The organism is Paraburkholderia dipogonis, from assembly GCF_046027395.1.
In the GTDB taxonomy this organism is placed as follows: domain Bacteria; phylum Pseudomonadota; class Gammaproteobacteria; order Burkholderiales; family Burkholderiaceae; genus Paraburkholderia; species Paraburkholderia dipogonis_A.
The window spans coordinates 129558-148290 of record NZ_JAQQEG010000021.1; the positions used below are offsets into that span (position 1 = coordinate 129558).

The window sequence follows — 18733 nt, forward strand, 5'->3', positions numbered from 1 at the left end:
AGGCTTGCAGTAGAAGGCGGTGGCCGGATGATTCCGGCGCCGCCTTTTCTTTTGCCGGGGACTAGGAGCGCGCGGCGGATCCGCCCGCGTCGCGCGCCACATTGGCGTTTTGCGCCGAACGGCGGCGCGCGTTCAGCTTCTTCAGCCAGATCAGCAGCCCCGTCGCGCTCAGCACAGCGACCGCGATGCCGACCGCGCTGATCAGAATCCGTCCGCCGAGACCGAGGATGCGTCCCGAATGCAGCGGGAATTGCACCTGCACGAAGATGTCGCCTGCCGTGCCCTTGCCGGGAATCTGCGCGTCGAGTTGCTTGCCGGTGGCCGCGTCCCAATACATCCACGGATTGCCGAGGCCGAAGTCGCCGTGATCGTTGCCCGTCGCGTAGAAACCGACGCCGTATGCATGCAGGAATTCCGCGTAGTAAATACCGCCAGGCGCGACGCTGAGGTTGCGCGCCTTGCCGGCCTGTTCGGCCAGTTGCACGATGCGCTCGCGGCTCAACACCGTATCGCCCGGTTGCGGGGCGCGCAGGATTTCAGGGTTGTTGATCGGATCCGGCGTGAGCTTGGAGAACATCGACACGATCGGACGCACCACCGGTGCTGACAGATTCATCGACACCGACGTCAGTGCGACGATCATCAGCAGACCCCAGATCCACACGCCGCCTGAGCGGTGCAAATCGAATGTGAGCGCATAGCCGCCACGCCCGAGGCGGAACGCGAACGACTTGCGCCACGCCTTGACGCTTGGAAACGACAGCCACAGCGCGATCACGGTGTCAAACAGCCAGATGATGCCGACGATCCCCATCAACCACGTGCCGATATCGACGCCGCCCGTGAACGGCAACTGCAGCGTGTAGTGGAGCTTGTAGATGAACGGGATCAGATTGAGCCGCGCGAGCGAGACGACGCCCCATTCGCGGCGTCCCTGGATCTCGCCGGTGGCGGGGTCGACGGCGATCTGATTGAAATCGAGTGGGTAGGGCTTCTGCGTGGCCGGGTTGGTCCGCGGCAGCACCATCATTTGCAGCGTGTGGCCAGGCTCGGCCGCCAGCGGCAGATACGTCACCTGGAGACGCGGATCGGCGGCTTCCACGCGACGCGCCAATTCCAGGCCCGACAGCGCCGGGCCGGCGGTGCGGGATTTGAAGAAGGACGGGTTCAGCGCCGCATCGAGCTCATGGTCCCACGCGATGATCGCGCCAGTCAGACCGGCGACGAACAGAAACAGCGCCGTGGCGACACCGAACCAGCGGTGCAGACGGACGAGCTGGCGCCTCATGCGCGAGCCGTCGCGACGGAGCAGGACTTTGAAAGGGGTGTCACGACAGAGACTTGGCGTAAATGGGAATTGTTCGCATCTTAAGGAATCATGCCACGCGCCGCAAGTTTGTCGTAAGTGTGGCGTGGCATCGCAACAGCCGCCTGCCTGCGCGTGCCCCCGAGAGCCACGACCAGCAAGGGCTTTAGCTGGGATGGATGCACCATGTGCGACAAAATGTCGCATCTCAAAGCTTACAATTCGCATAATTCTTCGGCATCATCGCGGCCTTGTCGAATGGGAATCATTCTCATTTGGTGGCGAAAATCAGTAATTGCGGGATCTGGCGATGAACGTAAGAAACGGGGTAGAAGAGCCGAAGAAAAAACTGACGATGCGGCCGCTGCATTTGGCGGTGTGCCTGGCGTTGGCAACGAGTCACGCGGCATGGGCACAGCAGGCGTCGGGCCTGGCAGCGTCGACGGATAGCAGCGAAAAAGCGCTGCCGGCCGTCAAGGTGACGGCGGTGCAAGACACCGGGCAGCATCTGAAGGAAGACGTGAGCAGCGGCGCGCTCGGCACGCGTTCGCAATTTGACACGCCGTTCTCGACCACCGTGATCACGAGCGAAGAACTGCAGGATCGCCAGCCGTCCAAGCTCGGCGACGTGTTTGCCACCGACGCCTCCGTCTCCGATAACGGCAACGCCTACAACGCATGGGCCACCTATCTGACGGTGCGCGGCATGCAGCTCGACTGGCAGTCAGGCTTCAAGATCGACGGCATGCCGTTTAACAGCTACGGCGTCACGATGCCGTACGAGCAGCTCGAGAGAGTGGAGTTGCTCAAGGGGCTGACCGGTTTCATGTACGGCTTCGGCGCGCCGGGCGGCGTGGTCAACTACGTGACGAAAAAGCCGCCGGTCTCGACGACGCCCATGCGCAGCGTCGACATCGGCTATTACACCGACGGCGTGTGGACCGAGCATGCGGATCTCGGCGGCCGGGTCGGTCCGAACGGCATGTTCGGCTATCGCCTGAACGCCACGCACGAAGAAGGCAAGACCTATAACGACGGCAACGTGCGGCGCGACTCGGTGTCGGTCGCGCTCGACGCGCGCATCACGCGCGACCTCAAGGCCACGTTTGGCGCGCTGTATCAGGAGCGCCATTCGAGTGGCATCACCGGCGCGATCTCGACGGCGGAATATCCGGGCACCGTCTTGCCGCCTACGATGAGCGGCGGCACCAGCAACCTCTCCGGTCCCGACCAGCATCTGAATACAAACGTCCAGCTCTACACTGCGGGTGTGCAGTACAACCTGAGCCCGGATTGGACGCTCAACGCGACCTACAGCTACAGCAAAAGCTCGCGCGATCGCAACGAGAGTACCTATTACCTGCAGAACAGCGCCGGCGATTACACGGACAGCCGCTTCGCCGGCAAGGAAGGGCATCAGTTGAGCTTGTGGCAGGTGTCGGCGGAAGGCAGTGTGAAGACGGGGCCGTTGCAGCACCAGCTTGTGATCGGCGCGGCGTATCAGCGTCAAACGAACGACTACGGCGCGAACAGTTTCTTCGGCCAGATCGGTACCGGCAACCTCTACCAGCCGAACACCAACACCTTCTACAGCGCATCGAACTACTACACCTACCGCGACAGCGACATCACGCAAAAAGCGTTGTTCGCGAACGATACGATCCAGTTGACGCAGCGCTGGTCGGTACTCGGCGGCGTGCGCTACACGAATTACGAGCAGCACGGCTACTCGACTACCGGCGCGACCACGTCGACCTATAGTCAGAACGGCGTCGTGACGCCGACGGTGGCGCTGATGTTCAAGCTCGCCCCGAGTACGACGCTGTACACGAGCTACGTGGAGTCGCTGGAAGCGGGCACCGTGGTGGGCGACACCTACGCGAACCGCGGTGAGCTCCTCAAGCCGTTGCGCAGCAAGCAGTACGAAGTCGGGATCAAGAGCGAACATGAGCGCTGGAGCGCGACGGCCGCGCTGTTCCGCATCGAACGCGGCTCGGCCTACGCGAACAGCGCGAACGTCTACACGCAGGACGGCGAGTCGATCTTCCAGGGCGTGGAGTTCGGCGGCGACATTCGTCTGGGCGCAAGCTGGAACGTCGGCGGCGACCTCATGTGGATCAACACGAAGTATGAGAAGGGCGCGGCCAATAACGGCAACCGCGTGGCCGGAGCGCCGCAGTTCGTAGTGGCGGGCCATGCGACGTACTCGGTGCCGTATGTCCCGGGGCTGCGCATCGGCGCCGACGCAAAGTTCACGGGCAATACCAACGTGCGTCCGTCCGGCAATCTGGATACGTCGGGCTACATGCTGGTCAATCTCGGCGCGAGCTATGCGACGCGTATAGGCGGCTACGATGTGACGTTCCGCGCGGCGATCGACAACCTCCTCAATCGCCGCTACTGGGAGTACCAATATGCGGACTATGTGACGCCGGGCGATCCGCGCACGTTGTCACTGAACGCGCGCATCGACTTCTAAGCATGAAAAAAGCGGCACCGAGGTGCCGCTTTTCCGTTCCTGCCTATCTGCTTTCGGGCCGCTCGCCGCAGCCTCAAACCAGCCGCAAGTAAATCAATTCGCGCTTGATGTACGCATAAAAAATCGGCGCCGCGATCACGCCGGGAAGACCGAACGCGGCTTCCATGATGAGCATGGCGATCAGCAATTCCCACGCGCGCGCCTCGATCTGTCCGCCGACGATGCGCGCGTTCAGGAAGTACTCGAGCTTGTGAATCAGGATCAGGAACACGAGCGACATGACCGCCGCCGGAAAGCTCACCGAGAGTGCCACCGCGACGATGATCGTGTTCGAGATCAGATTGCCGATCACCGGCAGCAAACCGACGATGAACGTGACCAGCACCAGCGTCTTCGACAACGGCAGCGTGTCGTGGAAGATCGGCAAAATCACCAGCAGGAAGATGCCGGTGAAGACCGCGTTGATCGCGGAGATCTTCACCTGGGCGAACACGATGCGGCGAAACGCATCGGCGAAACGTGTCACGCGTGTGACGAACGCCGTGGACAGCGGCAGCCGCTGCATATGCTTTTGCGCGCCGACCGCGATGATCGCGCCGATGATCATGCCGATCAGGATATGCGTGAAAGCGCGCGCCGCGGTCTTGCCGCTTTGCTGCAGCATGTTGGCGTGCGTCTGCATCAGCTCCGCCGCCTTGGTCTTCATCTGTTCGGTGTCGACCGGCAGATAGTTGGCGACGAATTGCGGAATCCGGCCGCGCGCCTGGTCGATCAGCTGCATGGCCTGGTCGAGCAGCTTCTGCACGCTCGGCACGTCGTTCTCGAAATGCTCGATGATGCCGAGCGTGAGCCCCGTCAGCGCGCCCACGATTATCGTGGCCAGGAACACCACCGCGAGCCAGCGCGCCCGCTTGCTCGACATGTGGCGCTCGATGCGCGGCGCGATCGTGTGGACCAGTTGGAACACCAGCAGCCCGGCGAGCAACGCGCCGAGCAGCCGAAGTTCGATGACCGCCCACATGCCGAACAGCATCACGATATAACTGCCAATTTCGACCGCCGACAGCTTCGGCAGGCTCATGTCGCTCGTCAGCCTGACCGGGCGTGGGCGTAGGTCCTGCACTTGCCCGTCGTCGCGCGCCTGATTCCGCTTGGCCATGGCTTATTCCGTCTCCAACCTGAGTTGTGCAGCGTTACTTTTTACTGGCCGCGCGTTTCAGCAGAGGCGCCAGGTACTTACCGGTAAAACTTGCCTTTGACTTCGCCACCTGCTCCGGCGTGCCCTGAGCGATGATCTGCCCGCCGCCGGCTCCGCCTTCCGGACCGAGATCGATGACCCAGTCCGCAGTCTTTATTACATCGAGATTATGCTCGATGATCACGACGGTATTACCCTGGTCGCGTAATCGATGAATCACTTCGAGCAACAGGGCGATGTCATGAAAATGTAGGCCGGTGGTCGGCTCGTCAAGTATGTATAGCGTGCGACCCGTGTCACGCTTGCTCAGTTCCAAAGATAGTTTGACGCGCTGTGCCTCGCCGCCCGACAGGGTAGTGGCCGACTGGCCCAGCCGGATATACCCCAGGCCCACGTCCAGCAAGGTTTTCAGCTTGCGCGCGACGACCGGCACCGGCTTGAAGAACTCATAGGCGTTCTCCACCGTCATGTCGAGTACTTCGCTGATGTTCTTGCCTTTGTACTGCACGTCGAGCGTTTCGCGGTTGTAGCGCTTGCCGTGACAGACGTCGCACGGCACGTACACGTCCGGCAAAAAGTGCATCTCGACCTTCAGTACGCCGTCGCCCTGGCAGGATTCGCAGCGGCCGCCCTTCACGTTGAACGAGAAGCGGCCGGCTTCGTAGCCGCGCTCTTTCGCCGCGGGTACGCCCGCGAACAGCTCGCGGATCGGCGTGAAGAGGCCCGTGTAGGTGGCGGGGTTCGAGCGCGGAGTGCGGCCGATCGGCGACTGGTCGACGTTGATGACCTTGTCGAAGTGCTCGAGGCCCTCGATCGATTCGTACGGCGCCGGCTCCGTAGCCGAGCCGTACAGGTGATGCGCGACCGCGTGATACAGCGTGTCGTTGATGAGCGTGGACTTGCCCGAACCGGACACGCCGGTCACGCAGGTGAGCAGGCCGACCGGCAGATCCAGCGAGACATGCTGCAGATTGTTGCCATACGCCTCGACGATCCGCAGACGCCGCTCGTCCGGGTCCTTGCGTTCGTCCGGGAACTCGATGTTGCGCGCGCCGGACATGTACTGCCCGGTCATCGACGCCGCGTTCGCCTGCACCTGTTTGGGCGTGCCCTCGGCGATCACCATGCCGCCGTGTTCGCCCGCGCCCGGCCCCATGTCGACCACGTAGTCGGCCATGCGGATCATGTCTTCGTCGTGTTCGACGACGATCACCGAATTGCCGAGGTCGCGCAGATGCTTGAGCGTGGCGATCAGCCGGTCGTTGTCGCGCTGATGCAGTCCGATGGACGGCTCGTCGAGCACGTACATCACGCCGGTCAGCCCCGAGCCGATCTGCGAGGCGAGACGAATGCGCTGCGCCTCGCCGCCAGACAGCGTTTCCGCGCTGCGTTCGAGTGACAGATAGTCCAGCCCGACGTTATTCAGGAACATCAGCCGCGCGACGATTTCCTTGACCACCTTGTCGGCGATCTCGCGCTTCGAGCCTTCCAGGCGCAGCGTCTGGAAATAACCGAGCGCGTCGCGCAGCGGCCAGCCGCTGATTTCGAAGATGCCGCGCGCGTCGCCGTCCGTGCCGATCCGCACAAAGCGCGCTTCGCGGCGCAGACGCGTGCCGGCGCAGGCCGGGCAGGGCTGGTTGTTCTGATACTTGGCGAGTTCTTCGCGCACCGCGACCGAATCGGTCTCGCGGTAACGCCGCTCCAGATTCGGGATGATCCCTTCGAACACATGCTCGCGCACCGAAGTGCGGCCACGTTCGTTGATGTACGAGAACGGGATCTCCTGCTTGCCCGAACCGAACAGCAGGATCTTGCGGACCTTCTCCGGCAAGTCTTCGACGGCAGTGTCGATGTCGAACTCGTAGAACGCCGCGAGACTCTGCAGCATCTGGAAGTAGAACTGATTGCGCCGATCCCAGCCCTTCACCGCGCCGGCCGCGAGCGACAGCGACGGATGCGCGACCACCCGCTTCGGATCGAAGAAGGTGATCTGACCGAGGCCGTCGCATTCCGGGCACGCGCCCATCGGATTGTTGAACGAGAAGAGGCGCGGTTCCAGTTCCTGCAGCGAGTACGAGCAGATCGGGCAGGCGAACTTCGAGCTGAATAGCTTCTCCTTGTCCGTATCCATTTCGAGCGCGATGGCTCGGCCGTCGGCGAGCCGCAGCGCCGTTTCGAACGATTCGGCAAGACGCTGCTTCATGTCGGGGCGCACTTTCAGGCGGTCCACGACCACGTCGATGGTGTGCTTGTCGTTCTTCTTCAGCTTCGGCAGCGAATCGACTTCATAGATCTTTGCGACGCCTTCATTGGCGGTGCCACCGCCCGAGCGCACGCGGAAGCGGATAAAGCCTTGCGCCTGCATTTCCTCGAACAGTTCGACGTGCTCGCCCTTGCGGTTCGCCACGACGGGCGCGAGGATCATCAGCTTGGTTTCTTCCGGCAGCGCGAGCGCCGCGTCGACCATCTGCGAGACGCTTTGCGCTTCCAGCGGAATTTCGTGATCCGGACAGTACGGCGTGCCGACGCGCGCGAACAATAGCCGCAGATAGTCGTGAATCTCGGTGACGGTGCCGACCGTGGAGCGCGGATTGTGCGAGGTCGCCTTCTGTTCGATCGAGATTGCCGGCGACAGGCCTTCGATCAGATCGACGTCCGGTTTCTCCATCAATTGCAGGAACTGGCGTGCGTACGCGGAGAGACTTTCGACGTAGCGCCGTTGTCCTTCCGCATAAAGCGTGTCGAACGCCAGCGACGATTTGCCCGAGCCTGAAAGGCCCGTGATGACAACGAGCTTGTGACGGGGTAAATCGAGGTTGACGTTCTTCAGGTTGTGGGTGCGAGCCCCACGAATACGGATTTGTTCCACGGATTTATTCCATGAACTGGCGGAAAGAGGAAGAGGCTAAACCTGCTACTATAACGACTTTTCAAGACCGCCGTTACGGCTTCCTGACAGCCTGAAGAGGCGTTGAGGCGTGCTGTAAGGCAGCGGTCCAGCGCCGCGGGGAAGAGGTCTAACTGGGGCCATTTTCCGCGAGTACAAGGCAACGCGAGGCACCGCGAGGCGCCAACGGGAGTGCAGTCGGCTCAAAAGCCGCGCCGCCTGCGGGCCCGCCGTCTTGCGATAAGCCGCGCGGTCGTGGCCGCTCCGCTGCTGTGCCCGCCCGCGGTATGCCGCCCAGCTCAATCAAAGAACGCTCCCGATGTCCAATCCGTCCGCTACCTCCACACGCATGAGCGCGCCTGAACTGCGCGCGACCGTGTCGCTTGCCGCGATCTTCGCGCTGCGCATGCTCGGACTCTTCATGATCATGCCGGTGTTCTCGATCTACGCGAAGACCATCCCCGGCGGCGACAACGTGCTGCTGGTGGGAATCGCGCTCGGCGCGTACGGCGTGACACAGTCCATGCTGTACATCTTTTACGGCTGGGTCTCCGACAAGATCGGCCGCAAACCGGTCATTGCGACCGGTCTGCTGATTTTCGCGCTCGGCAGTTTCGTGGCGGCGGGCGCGCACGACATGACGTGGATCATCGTCGGGCGGGTGATTCAGGGCATGGGCGCGGTGTCGTCGGCGGTGATCGCGTTTATCGCCGACCTGACCGCCGAGGAACATCGCACCAAGGCGATGGCAATGGTGGGCGGCAGCATCGGCGTGTCGTTCGCGGTGGCGATTGTCGGTGCGCCGATCGTGTTTCAGTGGGTCGGCATGAGCGGCCTGTTCACGCTGGTCGGCATCTTCTCGATTCTGGCGATCGGCGTGGTGCTGTGGATCGTTCCCGATGCGCCGAAGCCGGTGCACGTACGCGCGCCTTTCGCCGAAGTGCTGCACAACGTCGAACTGCTGCGGTTGAACTTCGGCGTGCTCGTGCTGCATGCCACGCAAACCGCGTTGTTCCTCGTCGTGCCGCGTATTCTCGAAGCCGGCGGCTTGCCGGTCGCGTCGCACTGGAAGGTGTATTTGCCGGTCATGGGCCTCTCGTTCGTGATGATGGTGCCGGCGATCATCGCCGCCGAAAAGCGCGGCCGAATGAAAATCGTGCTGCTTTCTGCGATTGCTCTTATCCTGATCGGACAGTTGTTATTGGGCGTCGCTCCGCATACGATTCTGAGTGTGGCGGCGATCCTTTTTGTGTACTTTTTGGGCTTCAATATTCTTGAGGCTTCGCAGCCTTCGCTGGTGTCGAAACTGGCGCCCGGCACCCGCAAGGGCGCGGCTGCCGGCGTGTACAACACCACGCAATCGATCGGTCTTGCGCTGGGTGGCGTGGTCGGCGGTTGGCTGCTGAAAGTCGATGGTCAGAGCGCTGTGTTCTTCACTTGTTCGGGGCTCGTCTTTTGCTGGCTTATAATCGCCGCAAAGATGAAACAGCCGCCGCGCAAAGCGTAATACGGCGCATCCCGAACTTACCCAGAACTCACCCGGCGGCGGGCAGAGGCGCAGTTCCGGTCTCGGGCCTGCCAGCCCTGAAACGCGAAAACGTGTATTGCCGCGCCGCCCGTAACGGAATCAACAGGAGAAACTCATGGCATCCGTGAACAAGGTCATTCTCGTCGGCAATCTCGGAGCCGATCCGGAAGTCCGTTATCTTCCGAGCGGCGACGCAGTGGCGAACATCCGCCTTGCAACGACGGATCGGTACAAGGACAAGACGTCCGGCGAAATGAAGGAAGCGACCGAATGGCACCGCGTGTCGTTCTTCGGCCGCCTCGCGGAAATCGTGTCCGAATATCTGAAGAAGGGCTCGTCGGTGTATCTGGAAGGGCGCATCCGCACCCGTAAGTGGCAGGCGCAAGACGGCACCGACCGTTACTCGACGGAAATCGTCGCCGAACAGATGCAAATGCTGGGCGGCCGCGGCGGCTCGATGGGCGGCGGTGGTGACGAAGGCGGCTACAGCCGCGGCGAGCCGTCGGAGCGTAGCGGCGGCGGTGGTGGTGGCGGCCGCGCAGTGTCGGGCGGCGGTGCGCGTGGCGGCAGCGGCGGTGGTGGCGGCGCAAGCCGTCCGAGCGCGCCGGCTGGCGGCGGCTTTGATGAGATGGATGACGATATTCCGTTCTAAATCACCCGCACTCGCACCGAATCGATGCAAAAAACCCCGCCGGCGTCAGAGCCGGGCGGGGTTTTTTATTAGCGTGTCGATCAGTCAACTCAGACGTGGACACGTCGCGCCCGTGACCACCTGTCAGGGATAAACCTGGTCACGAGTCCTGGCGTGCCTCAGCGGCCCATTTGCCGCCCATCACCCACCTTCCCGACAATACCGCCTTGACATTCACCCATCGGACGACAATACTCAAATCATACTTTGTACGGACAAAGTAACAAATGCAGATAAATCACTCGAAACAGGAGACGGGCATGGAGTCCGACGTCGCAGTCAAAAACCGCATTCGCGCCAGCTACGGCCGCTACCTCGAAGATTTTCAGGTGGGCGACATCTACGAACACCGGCCTGGGCGCACTATTACCGAAGCCGACAACATCCACTTCTCGTTGCTGACGATGAACTTTCATCCGATGCACTGCGACGCCGCCTACGCCGCCCAAAGCGAGTTCGGCCGCCTGCTTGTCAACAGCGGTCTGACGGTTGCCGTGGTGCTGGGCCTGTCGGTGAACGACGTCAGCGGCAAGGCGATCGCCAACCTCGGCTGGAAAGAGATTCGTCTGACGGGCCCGGTGTTTTGCGGCGATACGATCTATGCGGAATCGGAAGTGCTGGAAAAGCGTGAGTCGAAGTCGCGTCCGGGGCAGGGCATCGTCACCGTGCAAACCCGCGCGTTCAAGCAGGACGGCACGCCGATCATGGATTTCGTGCGCAGCGCTCTGGTGCCGGCACGCGGGCACGGCGTCGGCGATTGATTGACGCGTTGTGCGGCGTGAACCGCCGCATGTTCGGGTCGAAAGCCCGCACAGTCTGAGAACGACAAGCAGCAAGACAGCGCACACCTGCCAGCAAGAGCAGCCAGCGCGCGAATTCCGGCGGCGCCCGAACAGGCGTCGCGATGCGGCGAGCGTCAGCGCGGCCGCATGCACACCAAGGAGACAAAGGTGGCTATCGGTATCGTCAATTCGGGCGCGCGACTTGATCGCCTGCCTATCGCGTCCTTTCACTGGAAGGTTCTCGGGCTCATCAGCGCGGGCGCCTTTCTCGACGCCTTCGACATCTATCTCGCCGCCGGTGCGCTCGGCGCGATGGTGAAAGCGGGCTTCTCGGATCTGAAGCTGAACGCGCTTTTCATCTCGGTGACCTTTCTCGGCATGCTGATCGGCGCGGGCTTTGCCGGCTATCTCGGCGACCGCTTCGGCCGCCGCTCGTCGTACCAGACCAACCTGCTGATCTTCGGCCTCGCGTCGATTGCCGCGTGCTTCGTGCCGAACATGATGTGGCTGATCGTATTGCGGCTGATCATGGGCGTCGGCCTCGGCGCCGAACTGGTGGTCGCGGCGGGCACCCTGTGCGAGTTCATCCCGCCCGCGTCGCGCGGACGCTGGACCGCTCTGCTCGCGCTCATCATCAATTCCGGTTTGCTGGTATCGACGGCGGTCGGTTACGTCGTGATTCCGCATCTGGGCTGGCGCTACATGTTCGCGATTGCCGGCGTTGGCGCGATCATCGTGTGGGTGCTGCGGCACCGGATGCCCGAGTCGCCGCGCTGGCTCGAATCGGTTGGGCGCAGCGAAGAAGCCGAGGCCACCGTCTCCGCTATCGAGCACGAGGTTCAGCGTCAGAAAGGTCCATTGCCGCCGGTCGAGCGCACCGAAAGTCTCGAAGTGCCGAAAGCGCCGTTCTCCGCATTGTTTTCGCATGCCATGCTCGGCCGCACATTGGTGGCCATTCTCACTGCGGTCGCCGTGAATATTTCGGTGTACGGCTTTGTTGCATGGCTGCCGACCTTCTTCGTCAAGGAAGGGCTCACCATCGTGCAATCGCTAGGCTTCACGACGCTGATGGCGTTCGGCGCGCCGGGCGGCGCACTGGTCGGCTTCTTCTGCGCGGACCGCATCGGTCGGGCGCGTGGTCTTGTGATCTTCGCGATCGCCACGATCGTGGTCGGCTTCATCTATCCGAACATGCATGCGGGCTGGGCGATCAGCAGCGTCGGCTTCGTGTTGATCACCTGCATCTATACGGTCACCACGCTCGGTCTCTTTGCCTACATTCCCGAACTTTTTCCGACCGAACTGCGCCTGCGCGGCACCGGTACGGCGGGTGTGTGTGGCCGCGCTGCCTCGATGACCACGCCGTATCTCGCGGTGCTGCTCTACAACTCGTTCGGCGTGTCCGGCGTGCTGGCCATGGTGAGCAGCGTTCTCGCGTTGCTGGTGTTCGGGATTCTGCTGCTGCGTGTGGAAACCAACCAGCATGCGCTCGAGCGGATCTCGCCGAGCCTCGACACCAGCTCCGATCCGCTACCCGCTACCCAGCAAGGTTAAATCCCATGACTTCACTCGATTTCCCCGTCACGCTGTCCGATCAGTACGCGCGCTTCGGCTTGGGCTTGCAATTGCGCGACGTGCCGCGCGCGGTGCAGACGCGCGCCAAGCATCTGATTCTCGACGCTGTCGGCATTGCGTTCGCGTCGCGTGGTTATCCGTATGCGGATGTCTCGCTCGCCGCCTTCTCCGAGCTCGGCAGCGGTGCCTCGCCGGTAATCGGCTACGGCCGGCGGCTCGCCTTGCGCGATTCCGCGATGATGAACGGCGTGCTGATTCATGGACTCGACTTCGACGACACGCACTCACGCGGCGTCATTCACTCGACCACCAGCGCATTGCCCTGCGTGCTCGCACTCGCCGACCGCGACGGGCTGAGTGGCGCGGACTTGCTGGCCGCCTACATCGTCGCAATGGAAGTGTCGACGCGCGTGGCATCGGCGGCGAAGGGCGGATTCCACGACGCCGGGTTTCATCCGACGGGTCTGGTCGGCGCGTTCGGCTGCGCGGTCGCCGCATCGCGTCTGCTGCAACTCGACGAAGCCCGCGTGGCGCACGCGCAAGGCATCGTGCTGTCGATGGCGGCCGGCAGCCTCGAATTCCTCGAAGACGGCGCGTGGACCAAGCGCGCTCATCCCGGCTTCGCGGCTGCGTCGGCTATCACTGCCGCGACGCTCGCGAAACACGGCTTCACCGGCCCGCGCCTGGCCTACGAAGGACGCTTCGGTCTCTACGCAAGCCACCTCGGCAAACCGCTCGACGCAGCCGATCGTGAACTCGCCACAGAAGGCCTCGGCAGCACCTGGCAAATCGACGAAGTCGCGATCAAACCGTTACCGGCCTGCCACTTCACGCATGCAGTCGCCGACGCGGCGATTGCGCTGCATCGCGAGCATCGCTTCTCGGCAGAAAAGCTCGACTCGATCAAACGCGTGATCGCCAAAGTGCCGCGCGGCACAGTGGAAATCGTGTGCGAACCGGTCGATGCGAAGCGCAAACCGGTCACCGCCTATGACGCGCAATTCAGCGTGCCGTACATCGTCGCGACCGCGTTGCTCAAAGGCCGCTTCACGCTCGACGAGCTCGAACCGGTCGCACTCGCCGATCCGGCGGTTTTGGCGCTCGCCAAAAAAGTCGACTACGAAATCGACCCCGACACGACATTCCCGCGCCACTACACCGGCGAAGTCGTGGTGGAACGCAGCGACGGCTCGCGTGTCGCGCATCGCGAGGCGATCAATCGCGGCTGCGCGGACCGGCCCGTCAGCAACGACGACATCGTCGCCAAGTTTTACGCCAACGCGCAGCGCAGCGTTTCGCGCAGTGCCGCCGAACAGATCGCCCAGGCCGTATTGCAACTCGACGAACGGCCGGCCCGCTCGCTCGCCGACACGCTTGCCGGACACACCGCATCCTAAGGACGTCATCATGACTGCAACAGAACTCGACACGCTGGAAAACGATCAACTGATTCTCGACTCGCTGGACCGCTTTCTCGAAACCGAGGTGCGTCCTTACGTCCACAAGTTCGATCACGACGATATCTACCCGGCGGAGATCGTCGAGAAGATGAAGGAGATGGGCTTGTTCGGCTGCATCATCGATCCCGAGTATGGCGGGCTGGGTCTGTCGACGCGGACCTATGCGCAGATCATCGCGCGCATCTCGCGAGTGTGGATGTCGGTGAGCGGCATCATCAATTCGCATCTGATTCTCGCGATGCTGGTGCAACGCAACGGCACGCCCGAGCAGAAAAGCAAATATCTGCCGAAGTTCGCGACCGGCGAGTGGCGTGGCGGCATCGGCCTCACCGAGCCCGATTGCGGTACCGATCTGCAGGCCATTCGCACAACGGCCAAACGCGTTGGCGACGAGTACGTGGTGAACGGCAACAAGACGTGGATCACCAACAGCAAGCACGGCAACACGCTGGCACTGCTGGTGAAGACGGATACGACGGCGCAACCGCGTCATCGCGGGATGAGTTTGTTACTGGTGCAGAAAGGGCCGGGATTCGAGGTCAGCCGCCAGCTCGAAAAGCTCGGCTATAAAGGCATCGATACCTGTGAGTTGTCGTTCAACGACTATCACGTGTCCACCGATGCGCTGATTGGCGGCGTGGAAGGCCGCGGCCTGCAGCAGATACTCGGCGGCCTCGAACTCGGCCGTATCAATGTCGCGGCGCGCGGCGTCGGCGTCGCGCAAGCCGCGCTCGATGAATCCGTCAGCTATTCGCAGCAACGCAAAACCTTCGGCAAGCCGATTTGCGAGCACCAGGCGATTCAGTTGAAGCTCGGCGAAATGGCGACGCGCGTCGAAGCAGGCCGTTTGCTGGTCGACGCCGCTGCGCAGAAGTACGACCGCGGCGAGCGCTGCGATATGGAAGCGGGCATGGCGAAATACTTCGCAACTGAAGCCGCGCTGGAAAACAGCATTGAGGCCATGCGCATTCACGGCGCCTACGGCTATTCGAAGGAATACAACGTCGAGCGCCTGTATCGCGACGCGCCGCTTCTCACGATCGGTGAAGGCACCAACGAGATGCAACGCATCATCATCGCCAAGCAATTGATCGAACGGAGCCCGATATGAGTCTGCCTCTTTCCGGCGTGCGCGTGCTCGCCATCGAACAATATGGCGCCGGGCCTTTCGCCACCCAGCATCTCGCGGACCTCGGCGCGGAGATCATCAAGATCGAGCATCCGAGCAATGGCGGCGATGTCGGCCGCGCGGTCGGCCCGTATTTCTTCGGCGAGGGCGATAGCCACTTCTTCGAAGCGTTCAATCGCAACAAATGCAGTCTCACGCTCGACCTGAAGAAGCCCGAAGCGCGCGCGGTGTTGCTGGACCTCGTCGCGAAGAGCGACGCCGTGTTCAACAATCTGCGCGGCGATCTGCCGGCAAAACTCGGGCTCACTTACGCGCAACTTTGCGAGGCGAATCCGAAGATCGTGTGCGGGCATCTGTCCGCATACGGACGCAGCGGCAGCCGCGCGGCATGGCCAGGCTACGACTATCTGATGCAGGCCGAGGCGGGTTATCTGTCCGTTACCGGCGAGCCTGACAGCCCGCCAGCGCGCTTCGGTCTGTCGATCATCGATCTGATGACCGGCACGACCGCCGCGATGGCGCTGCTCGCCGGCCTCGTCGATGCGAAGACGTCGGGCAAAGGGCGCGATATCGACGTGAGTCTCTTCGACGTCGCGCTGCATAACCTCGCCTATGTCGCGACGTGGTATCTGAATGGCGGCGTGGTGACGGGGCGCGAGAACCGCTCGTCGCATCCGTCGCTCACGCCGAGCCAGTTGTACAAGACACAGGACGGCTGGATCTTCCTGATGTGCAACAAGGAAAAATTCTGGGGCGTGCTCGCCGAAGTGATCGACAAACCGTCGTGGGTGACCGATCCGCGCTTTTGCAACTTCCAGGCGCGTCTTGCGAATCGCGAACTGGTGCAGACCGAACTCGACGCGGTGCTTTCGACGGCGACCACGGCGCAATGGCTCGAACGCTTCGGCGGCCGCGTGCCGGCCGCGCCGGTGTTCAACGTCAAGGAGGCGCTGGAGAATCCCTTCGTCGCTGAACGTGAATGCGTGGTGGATGCCGAGCATCCGCGCTTCGGCAAGGTGCGCGGCGTGGCCGCGCCGGTGCGGATCGACGAGCCTCTGCCGACGCGTGCCGCGCCGGATCTCGGGCAGGACACGCAGCGTCTGCTCGACGAACTGGGCTACGGCGCGGAAAGGATCGCTATGCTGAGGGAGGCGGGTGTGGTGCAATAAGGCCGGGCGGGCGACCGTCCGCCCTTTCACTTTTTTGCACATCCAGATGGCCACGACAGTCCTTGGGCAACAGCCGCGCTACATGCAACTGGCACAGACGCTCCTGAACGAGATTCAGGGCGGACAGTTTCCCATCGGCACGTTGCTGCCGACCGAGTTCGAACTCTGCGAGCAGTTCGGCGCGAGCCGCTTCACCGTCCGGCAGGCGATCAAGCAACTCGAACAGCGCGGCCTGGTGGACCGGCGGCCCGGCATCGGCACCCGCGTGAAAGCCACGCAGAGCGAGACGGCGTACCGTCAGGTGATGGAGCGCCTGAGCGATCTGCACCGTTATACGACCGACACGGAATTGGAGATCGCGTCGACGCAGACTGTCGAGATCGACGACCCGGATCTGATCGAGCGGCTCGGCGCAAAGCCAGGCGAAACCTGGCTGCTGGCCGAGGGCATTCGCCTGTCGCCTGAGAGTGTCGAACCGATCTGCCACACCGAGGTGTATATCCACCCCGCGTTTCGCTCGTTGACGGGCCTGAGCGGCCGGACGCACGTGCCGATCTACACGATGATCGAAAAGCAGTTCGGCGAGCAGATCACCGAAGTGCAGCAGGAAATCCGCGCGGTCGCGCTGCCGGCGAAGCTGGCGCAGCGTTTGAACGCGAAGCCGCGTTCGCCCGCGCTGTGGTTGTGCCGCCGCTATCTGAACCGGCGCGCGCAGGTGGTCGAGTTGACGATCAGCGTGCATCCGGCGGATCGCTACAGTTATTCCGAAACGTTTCAACGCGACTGGCACGCGAACTAGCAGCATCGCGACGCGTGCCGTTCAGGAGAACAACATGGACGCACGCAGTTATCTATTCGTGCCGGGCGACCGCCCCGAGCGCTTCACCAAGGCGCTCGACAGCGGCGCCGACGCGGTGGTGATCGATCTCGAAGACGCGGTCGCGCCGGCGGCCAAGCAAGCCGCGCGCGAGGGCCTGCAACGCTGGCTGTCGACGGCGGACCTGACGCGGCTGATCGTCCGCGTCAATGCGGTGGGCACGCCGTGGCATGCCGACGACGTGGACATGGTGCGCGCGTCCGGCGTTTCTACGTTGATGCTGCCGAAGTCGGACAGCGCGCAGCAACTCGCCGATGTCGCCGCGCGGCTGCCATCGCAGATACGAATCGTCGCGCTTATCGAAACCGTCGCCGGCGTGGTGGCGATGCGAGAGATTGCCAGCGCGCCGTCGGTCATGCGGCTCGCCTTCGGCACGGTGGATTTTTGCGGCGATGCCGGCATCGAAGGACTCGGCGTCGAACTGGATTACGTCCGCTCGCAGATGGTGATCGAATCGCGCTATGCGGGCCTGTCCGCCCCGATCGACGGTGTGACGCTGGAGCTCGACGATCTCGCGCGCCTGACCGGGCATGTGGCCACTGCGCGGCGCTTCGGCTTCGGCGGCAAGCTGTGCATTCACCCGCGACAGGTGGACCCGGTCAACAGCGGCTTCGCACCAAGTGAGGACGAGCGGCGCTGGGCGTCGCGTGTTTTGGCGGCTTCACGCGAGCATCCGGAAGGGGCGTTCGCGGTGGATGGCAAACTGGTCGACCGGCCGGTCATCGAACGGGCGCGGCGGATCGCGGAGTTCGACGCGCTCATGCCGTGACGCACGCGCGACGCTCACCGCCTCAAATGATCCAACGTGTCTCTCATCGGCGCACTGGAAATGACAATTGGCCCCGTAAACGGCGTATCCAGATCGACAATGACATAGATCGCCGAAGCAATCGACACCGCGCCCAGCGAAATCGTGACCAGCGCCAGCGCATTGCGCGGCGCGATCAAGCCGAAACTCAGAAAGATCACGCCCAGCCAGAACGTCAATGTCGTGAGGAAAGGCTGGGAAATCGAACTGTGCGCTTCCTCGATGAGCTTCCACCGCGCATCCACGACGCGGCGATATTGCTTCAACCCGTCGTCGAGCGCGCGCTGTTGTAACGGGTCGCGCGCCCGCAGTGTCCGCAACTCTCGGCCCACGGCGGTCAGCATGTCGCCGAGCCGCACGCTCTCCAGTTTCTGCGAGTTGTCCTGTGATCCTATGTCTTTCGGATAGTCGCCGCCCGGCGGCGTTTCGGCTGGCCACGTCGATGCAATTGCCGCCGCGGTGTACTGGCTCAACAACTGACGGGCCGGCTCGGTATCCGTGCCGTATTCGCGCAGAGTCGTGTCGAACTCGATCAGGTCGGCCGCGTAGGTGCGCAAATCATTCGAGGCGGTGTCGAAGCTGGATTTCGCGGACGCCGTCATCAAGCCGAGTACCAGCGCGGCGAACGTCACCAGCATGCCGATCACCAGTTGGATCAACTGCACCGTCTCGTGCGCCTTGTGCTCCTCGGGCAGGAGGGGGCGTACCCACACACCGACTCCGGTCACGGCGAGCAGGAGAACGAAAACCACCAGCGCCGAGCCTATTTCCGACATCGCCATGCTCCATAGACACATTCCCGCCACTTTCCATCAAGCGCCGCTCGCCGAGAACCCGGGTAGTC

General features: G+C 62.8%; 14 protein-coding genes. 10 read left to right on the top strand and 4 right to left on the bottom strand.

Annotation, left to right across the window (positions count from 1 at the left end):
- Positions 1-61: 61 nt before the first annotated feature.
- Positions 62-1288 carry a PepSY-associated TM helix domain-containing protein gene (locus PQR32_RS22360; protein ID WP_408231728.1) on the bottom strand — a complete coding sequence of 409 codons (1227 nt, stop codon included), beginning with the start codon at positions 1286-1288 and terminating at the stop codon, positions 62-64.
- A gap of 328 nt (positions 1289-1616) precedes the next feature.
- On the opposite strand from PQR32_RS22360, the gene PQR32_RS22365 reads away from it, so the two are divergent.
- Positions 1617-3785 (top strand): TonB-dependent siderophore receptor, encoded by a 2169-nt coding sequence (locus PQR32_RS22365; protein WP_408231730.1) that lies wholly within the window; start codon positions 1617-1619, stop codon positions 3783-3785.
- 73 nt (positions 3786-3858) lie between these two features.
- Here the strand turns inward: PQR32_RS22365 and PQR32_RS22370 are convergent, their stop codons facing one another.
- Positions 3859-4944 (bottom strand): AI-2E family transporter, encoded by a 1086-nt coding sequence (locus PQR32_RS22370; protein WP_408231733.1) that lies wholly within the window; start codon positions 4942-4944, stop codon positions 3859-3861.
- Positions 4945-4978: 34 nt separating this feature from the next.
- Positions 4979-7852, bottom strand: a complete 2874-nt coding sequence (gene uvrA / locus PQR32_RS22375; protein ID WP_408231736.1) for an excinuclease ABC subunit UvrA — start codon at positions 7850-7852, stop codon at positions 4979-4981.
- Positions 7853-8189: 337 nt separating this feature from the next.
- Between uvrA and PQR32_RS22380 the strand changes: the two genes are divergently transcribed.
- The 9 genes from PQR32_RS22380 (at position 8190) to PQR32_RS22420 (ending at position 17850) form a co-directional block, all read left to right on the top strand.
- Positions 8190-9377, top strand: a complete 1188-nt coding sequence (locus tag PQR32_RS22380) for an MFS transporter (RefSeq protein WP_408231739.1) — start codon at positions 8190-8192, stop codon at positions 9375-9377.
- Between the two features lie 136 nt (positions 9378-9513).
- Positions 9514-10050 (top strand): single-stranded DNA-binding protein, encoded by a 537-nt coding sequence (locus tag PQR32_RS22385; protein WP_408231742.1) that lies wholly within the window; start codon positions 9514-9516, stop codon positions 10048-10050.
- A 299-nt stretch (positions 10051-10349) separates the two neighbouring features.
- A complete protein-coding gene (locus PQR32_RS22390; protein WP_168792519.1) occupies positions 10350-10850 on the top strand; it encodes a MaoC family dehydratase in 501 nt (166 codons plus the stop codon).
- Positions 10851-11018: 168 nt separating this feature from the next.
- A complete protein-coding gene (locus PQR32_RS22395; protein ID WP_408231745.1) occupies positions 11019-12425 on the top strand; it encodes an MFS transporter in 1407 nt (468 codons plus the stop codon).
- 5 nt (positions 12426-12430) lie between these two features.
- Complete coding sequence (locus PQR32_RS22400; RefSeq protein ID WP_408231748.1) at positions 12431-13843, top strand: MmgE/PrpD family protein; 1413 nt, start codon at positions 12431-12433, stop codon at positions 13841-13843.
- A gap of 10 nt (positions 13844-13853) precedes the next feature.
- A complete protein-coding gene (locus tag PQR32_RS22405) occupies positions 13854-15017 on the top strand; it encodes an acyl-CoA dehydrogenase family protein (protein WP_408231751.1) in 1164 nt (387 codons plus the stop codon).
- On the top strand, positions 15014-16204 hold the full coding sequence (locus PQR32_RS22410) for a CaiB/BaiF CoA transferase family protein (RefSeq protein ID WP_408231754.1): 1191 nt from the start codon (positions 15014-15016) through the stop codon (positions 16202-16204). The genes PQR32_RS22405 and PQR32_RS22410 overlap by 4 nt, the downstream gene beginning before the upstream one ends.
- Before the next feature lie 46 nt (positions 16205-16250).
- Positions 16251-17003: a GntR family transcriptional regulator gene (locus PQR32_RS22415; protein WP_106302037.1), complete on the top strand. Its 753-nt coding sequence runs from the start codon at positions 16251-16253 to the stop codon at positions 17001-17003.
- Between the two features lie 34 nt (positions 17004-17037).
- Positions 17038-17850 (top strand): HpcH/HpaI aldolase/citrate lyase family protein, encoded by an 813-nt coding sequence (locus PQR32_RS22420; protein ID WP_408231757.1) that lies wholly within the window; start codon positions 17038-17040, stop codon positions 17848-17850.
- Positions 17851-17864: 14 nt separating this feature from the next.
- Here PQR32_RS22420 and PQR32_RS22425 read toward each other — a convergent pair whose 3' ends face one another.
- Positions 17865-18665, bottom strand: coding sequence for a bestrophin-like domain (locus tag PQR32_RS22425; protein ID WP_408231760.1), 801 nt, complete (start codon positions 18663-18665; stop codon positions 17865-17867).
- Positions 18666-18733: the final 68 nt, after the last annotated feature.

Bases quoted from the DNA above. Each gene is read 5' to 3' on its own strand.
- PQR32_RS22360 (WP_408231728.1), bottom strand. From the start codon at position 1,288: ATGAGGCGCCAGCTCGTCCGTCTGCACCGCTGGTTCGGTGTCGCCACG.
- PQR32_RS22365 (WP_408231730.1), top strand. From the start codon at position 1,617: ATGAACGTAAGAAACGGGGTAGAAGAGCCGAAGAAAAAACTGACGATG.
- PQR32_RS22370 (WP_408231733.1), bottom strand. From the start codon at position 4,944: ATGGCCAAGCGGAATCAGGCGCGCGACGACGGGCAAGTGCAGGACCTA.
- PQR32_RS22380 (WP_408231739.1), top strand. From the start codon at position 8,190: ATGTCCAATCCGTCCGCTACCTCCACACGCATGAGCGCGCCTGAACTG.
- PQR32_RS22385 (WP_408231742.1), top strand. From the start codon at position 9,514: ATGGCATCCGTGAACAAGGTCATTCTCGTCGGCAATCTCGGAGCCGAT.
- PQR32_RS22390 (WP_168792519.1), top strand. From the start codon at position 10,350: ATGGAGTCCGACGTCGCAGTCAAAAACCGCATTCGCGCCAGCTACGGC.
- PQR32_RS22395 (WP_408231745.1), top strand. From the start codon at position 11,019: ATGCACACCAAGGAGACAAAGGTGGCTATCGGTATCGTCAATTCGGGC.
- PQR32_RS22400 (WP_408231748.1), top strand. From the start codon at position 12,431: ATGACTTCACTCGATTTCCCCGTCACGCTGTCCGATCAGTACGCGCGC.
- PQR32_RS22405 (WP_408231751.1), top strand. From the start codon at position 13,854: ATGACTGCAACAGAACTCGACACGCTGGAAAACGATCAACTGATTCTC.
- PQR32_RS22410 (WP_408231754.1), top strand. From the start codon at position 15,014: ATGAGTCTGCCTCTTTCCGGCGTGCGCGTGCTCGCCATCGAACAATAT.
- PQR32_RS22415 (WP_106302037.1), top strand. From the start codon at position 16,251: ATGGCCACGACAGTCCTTGGGCAACAGCCGCGCTACATGCAACTGGCA.
- PQR32_RS22420 (WP_408231757.1), top strand. From the start codon at position 17,038: ATGGACGCACGCAGTTATCTATTCGTGCCGGGCGACCGCCCCGAGCGC.
- PQR32_RS22425 (WP_408231760.1), bottom strand. From the start codon at position 18,665: ATGTCGGAAATAGGCTCGGCGCTGGTGGTTTTCGTTCTCCTGCTCGCC.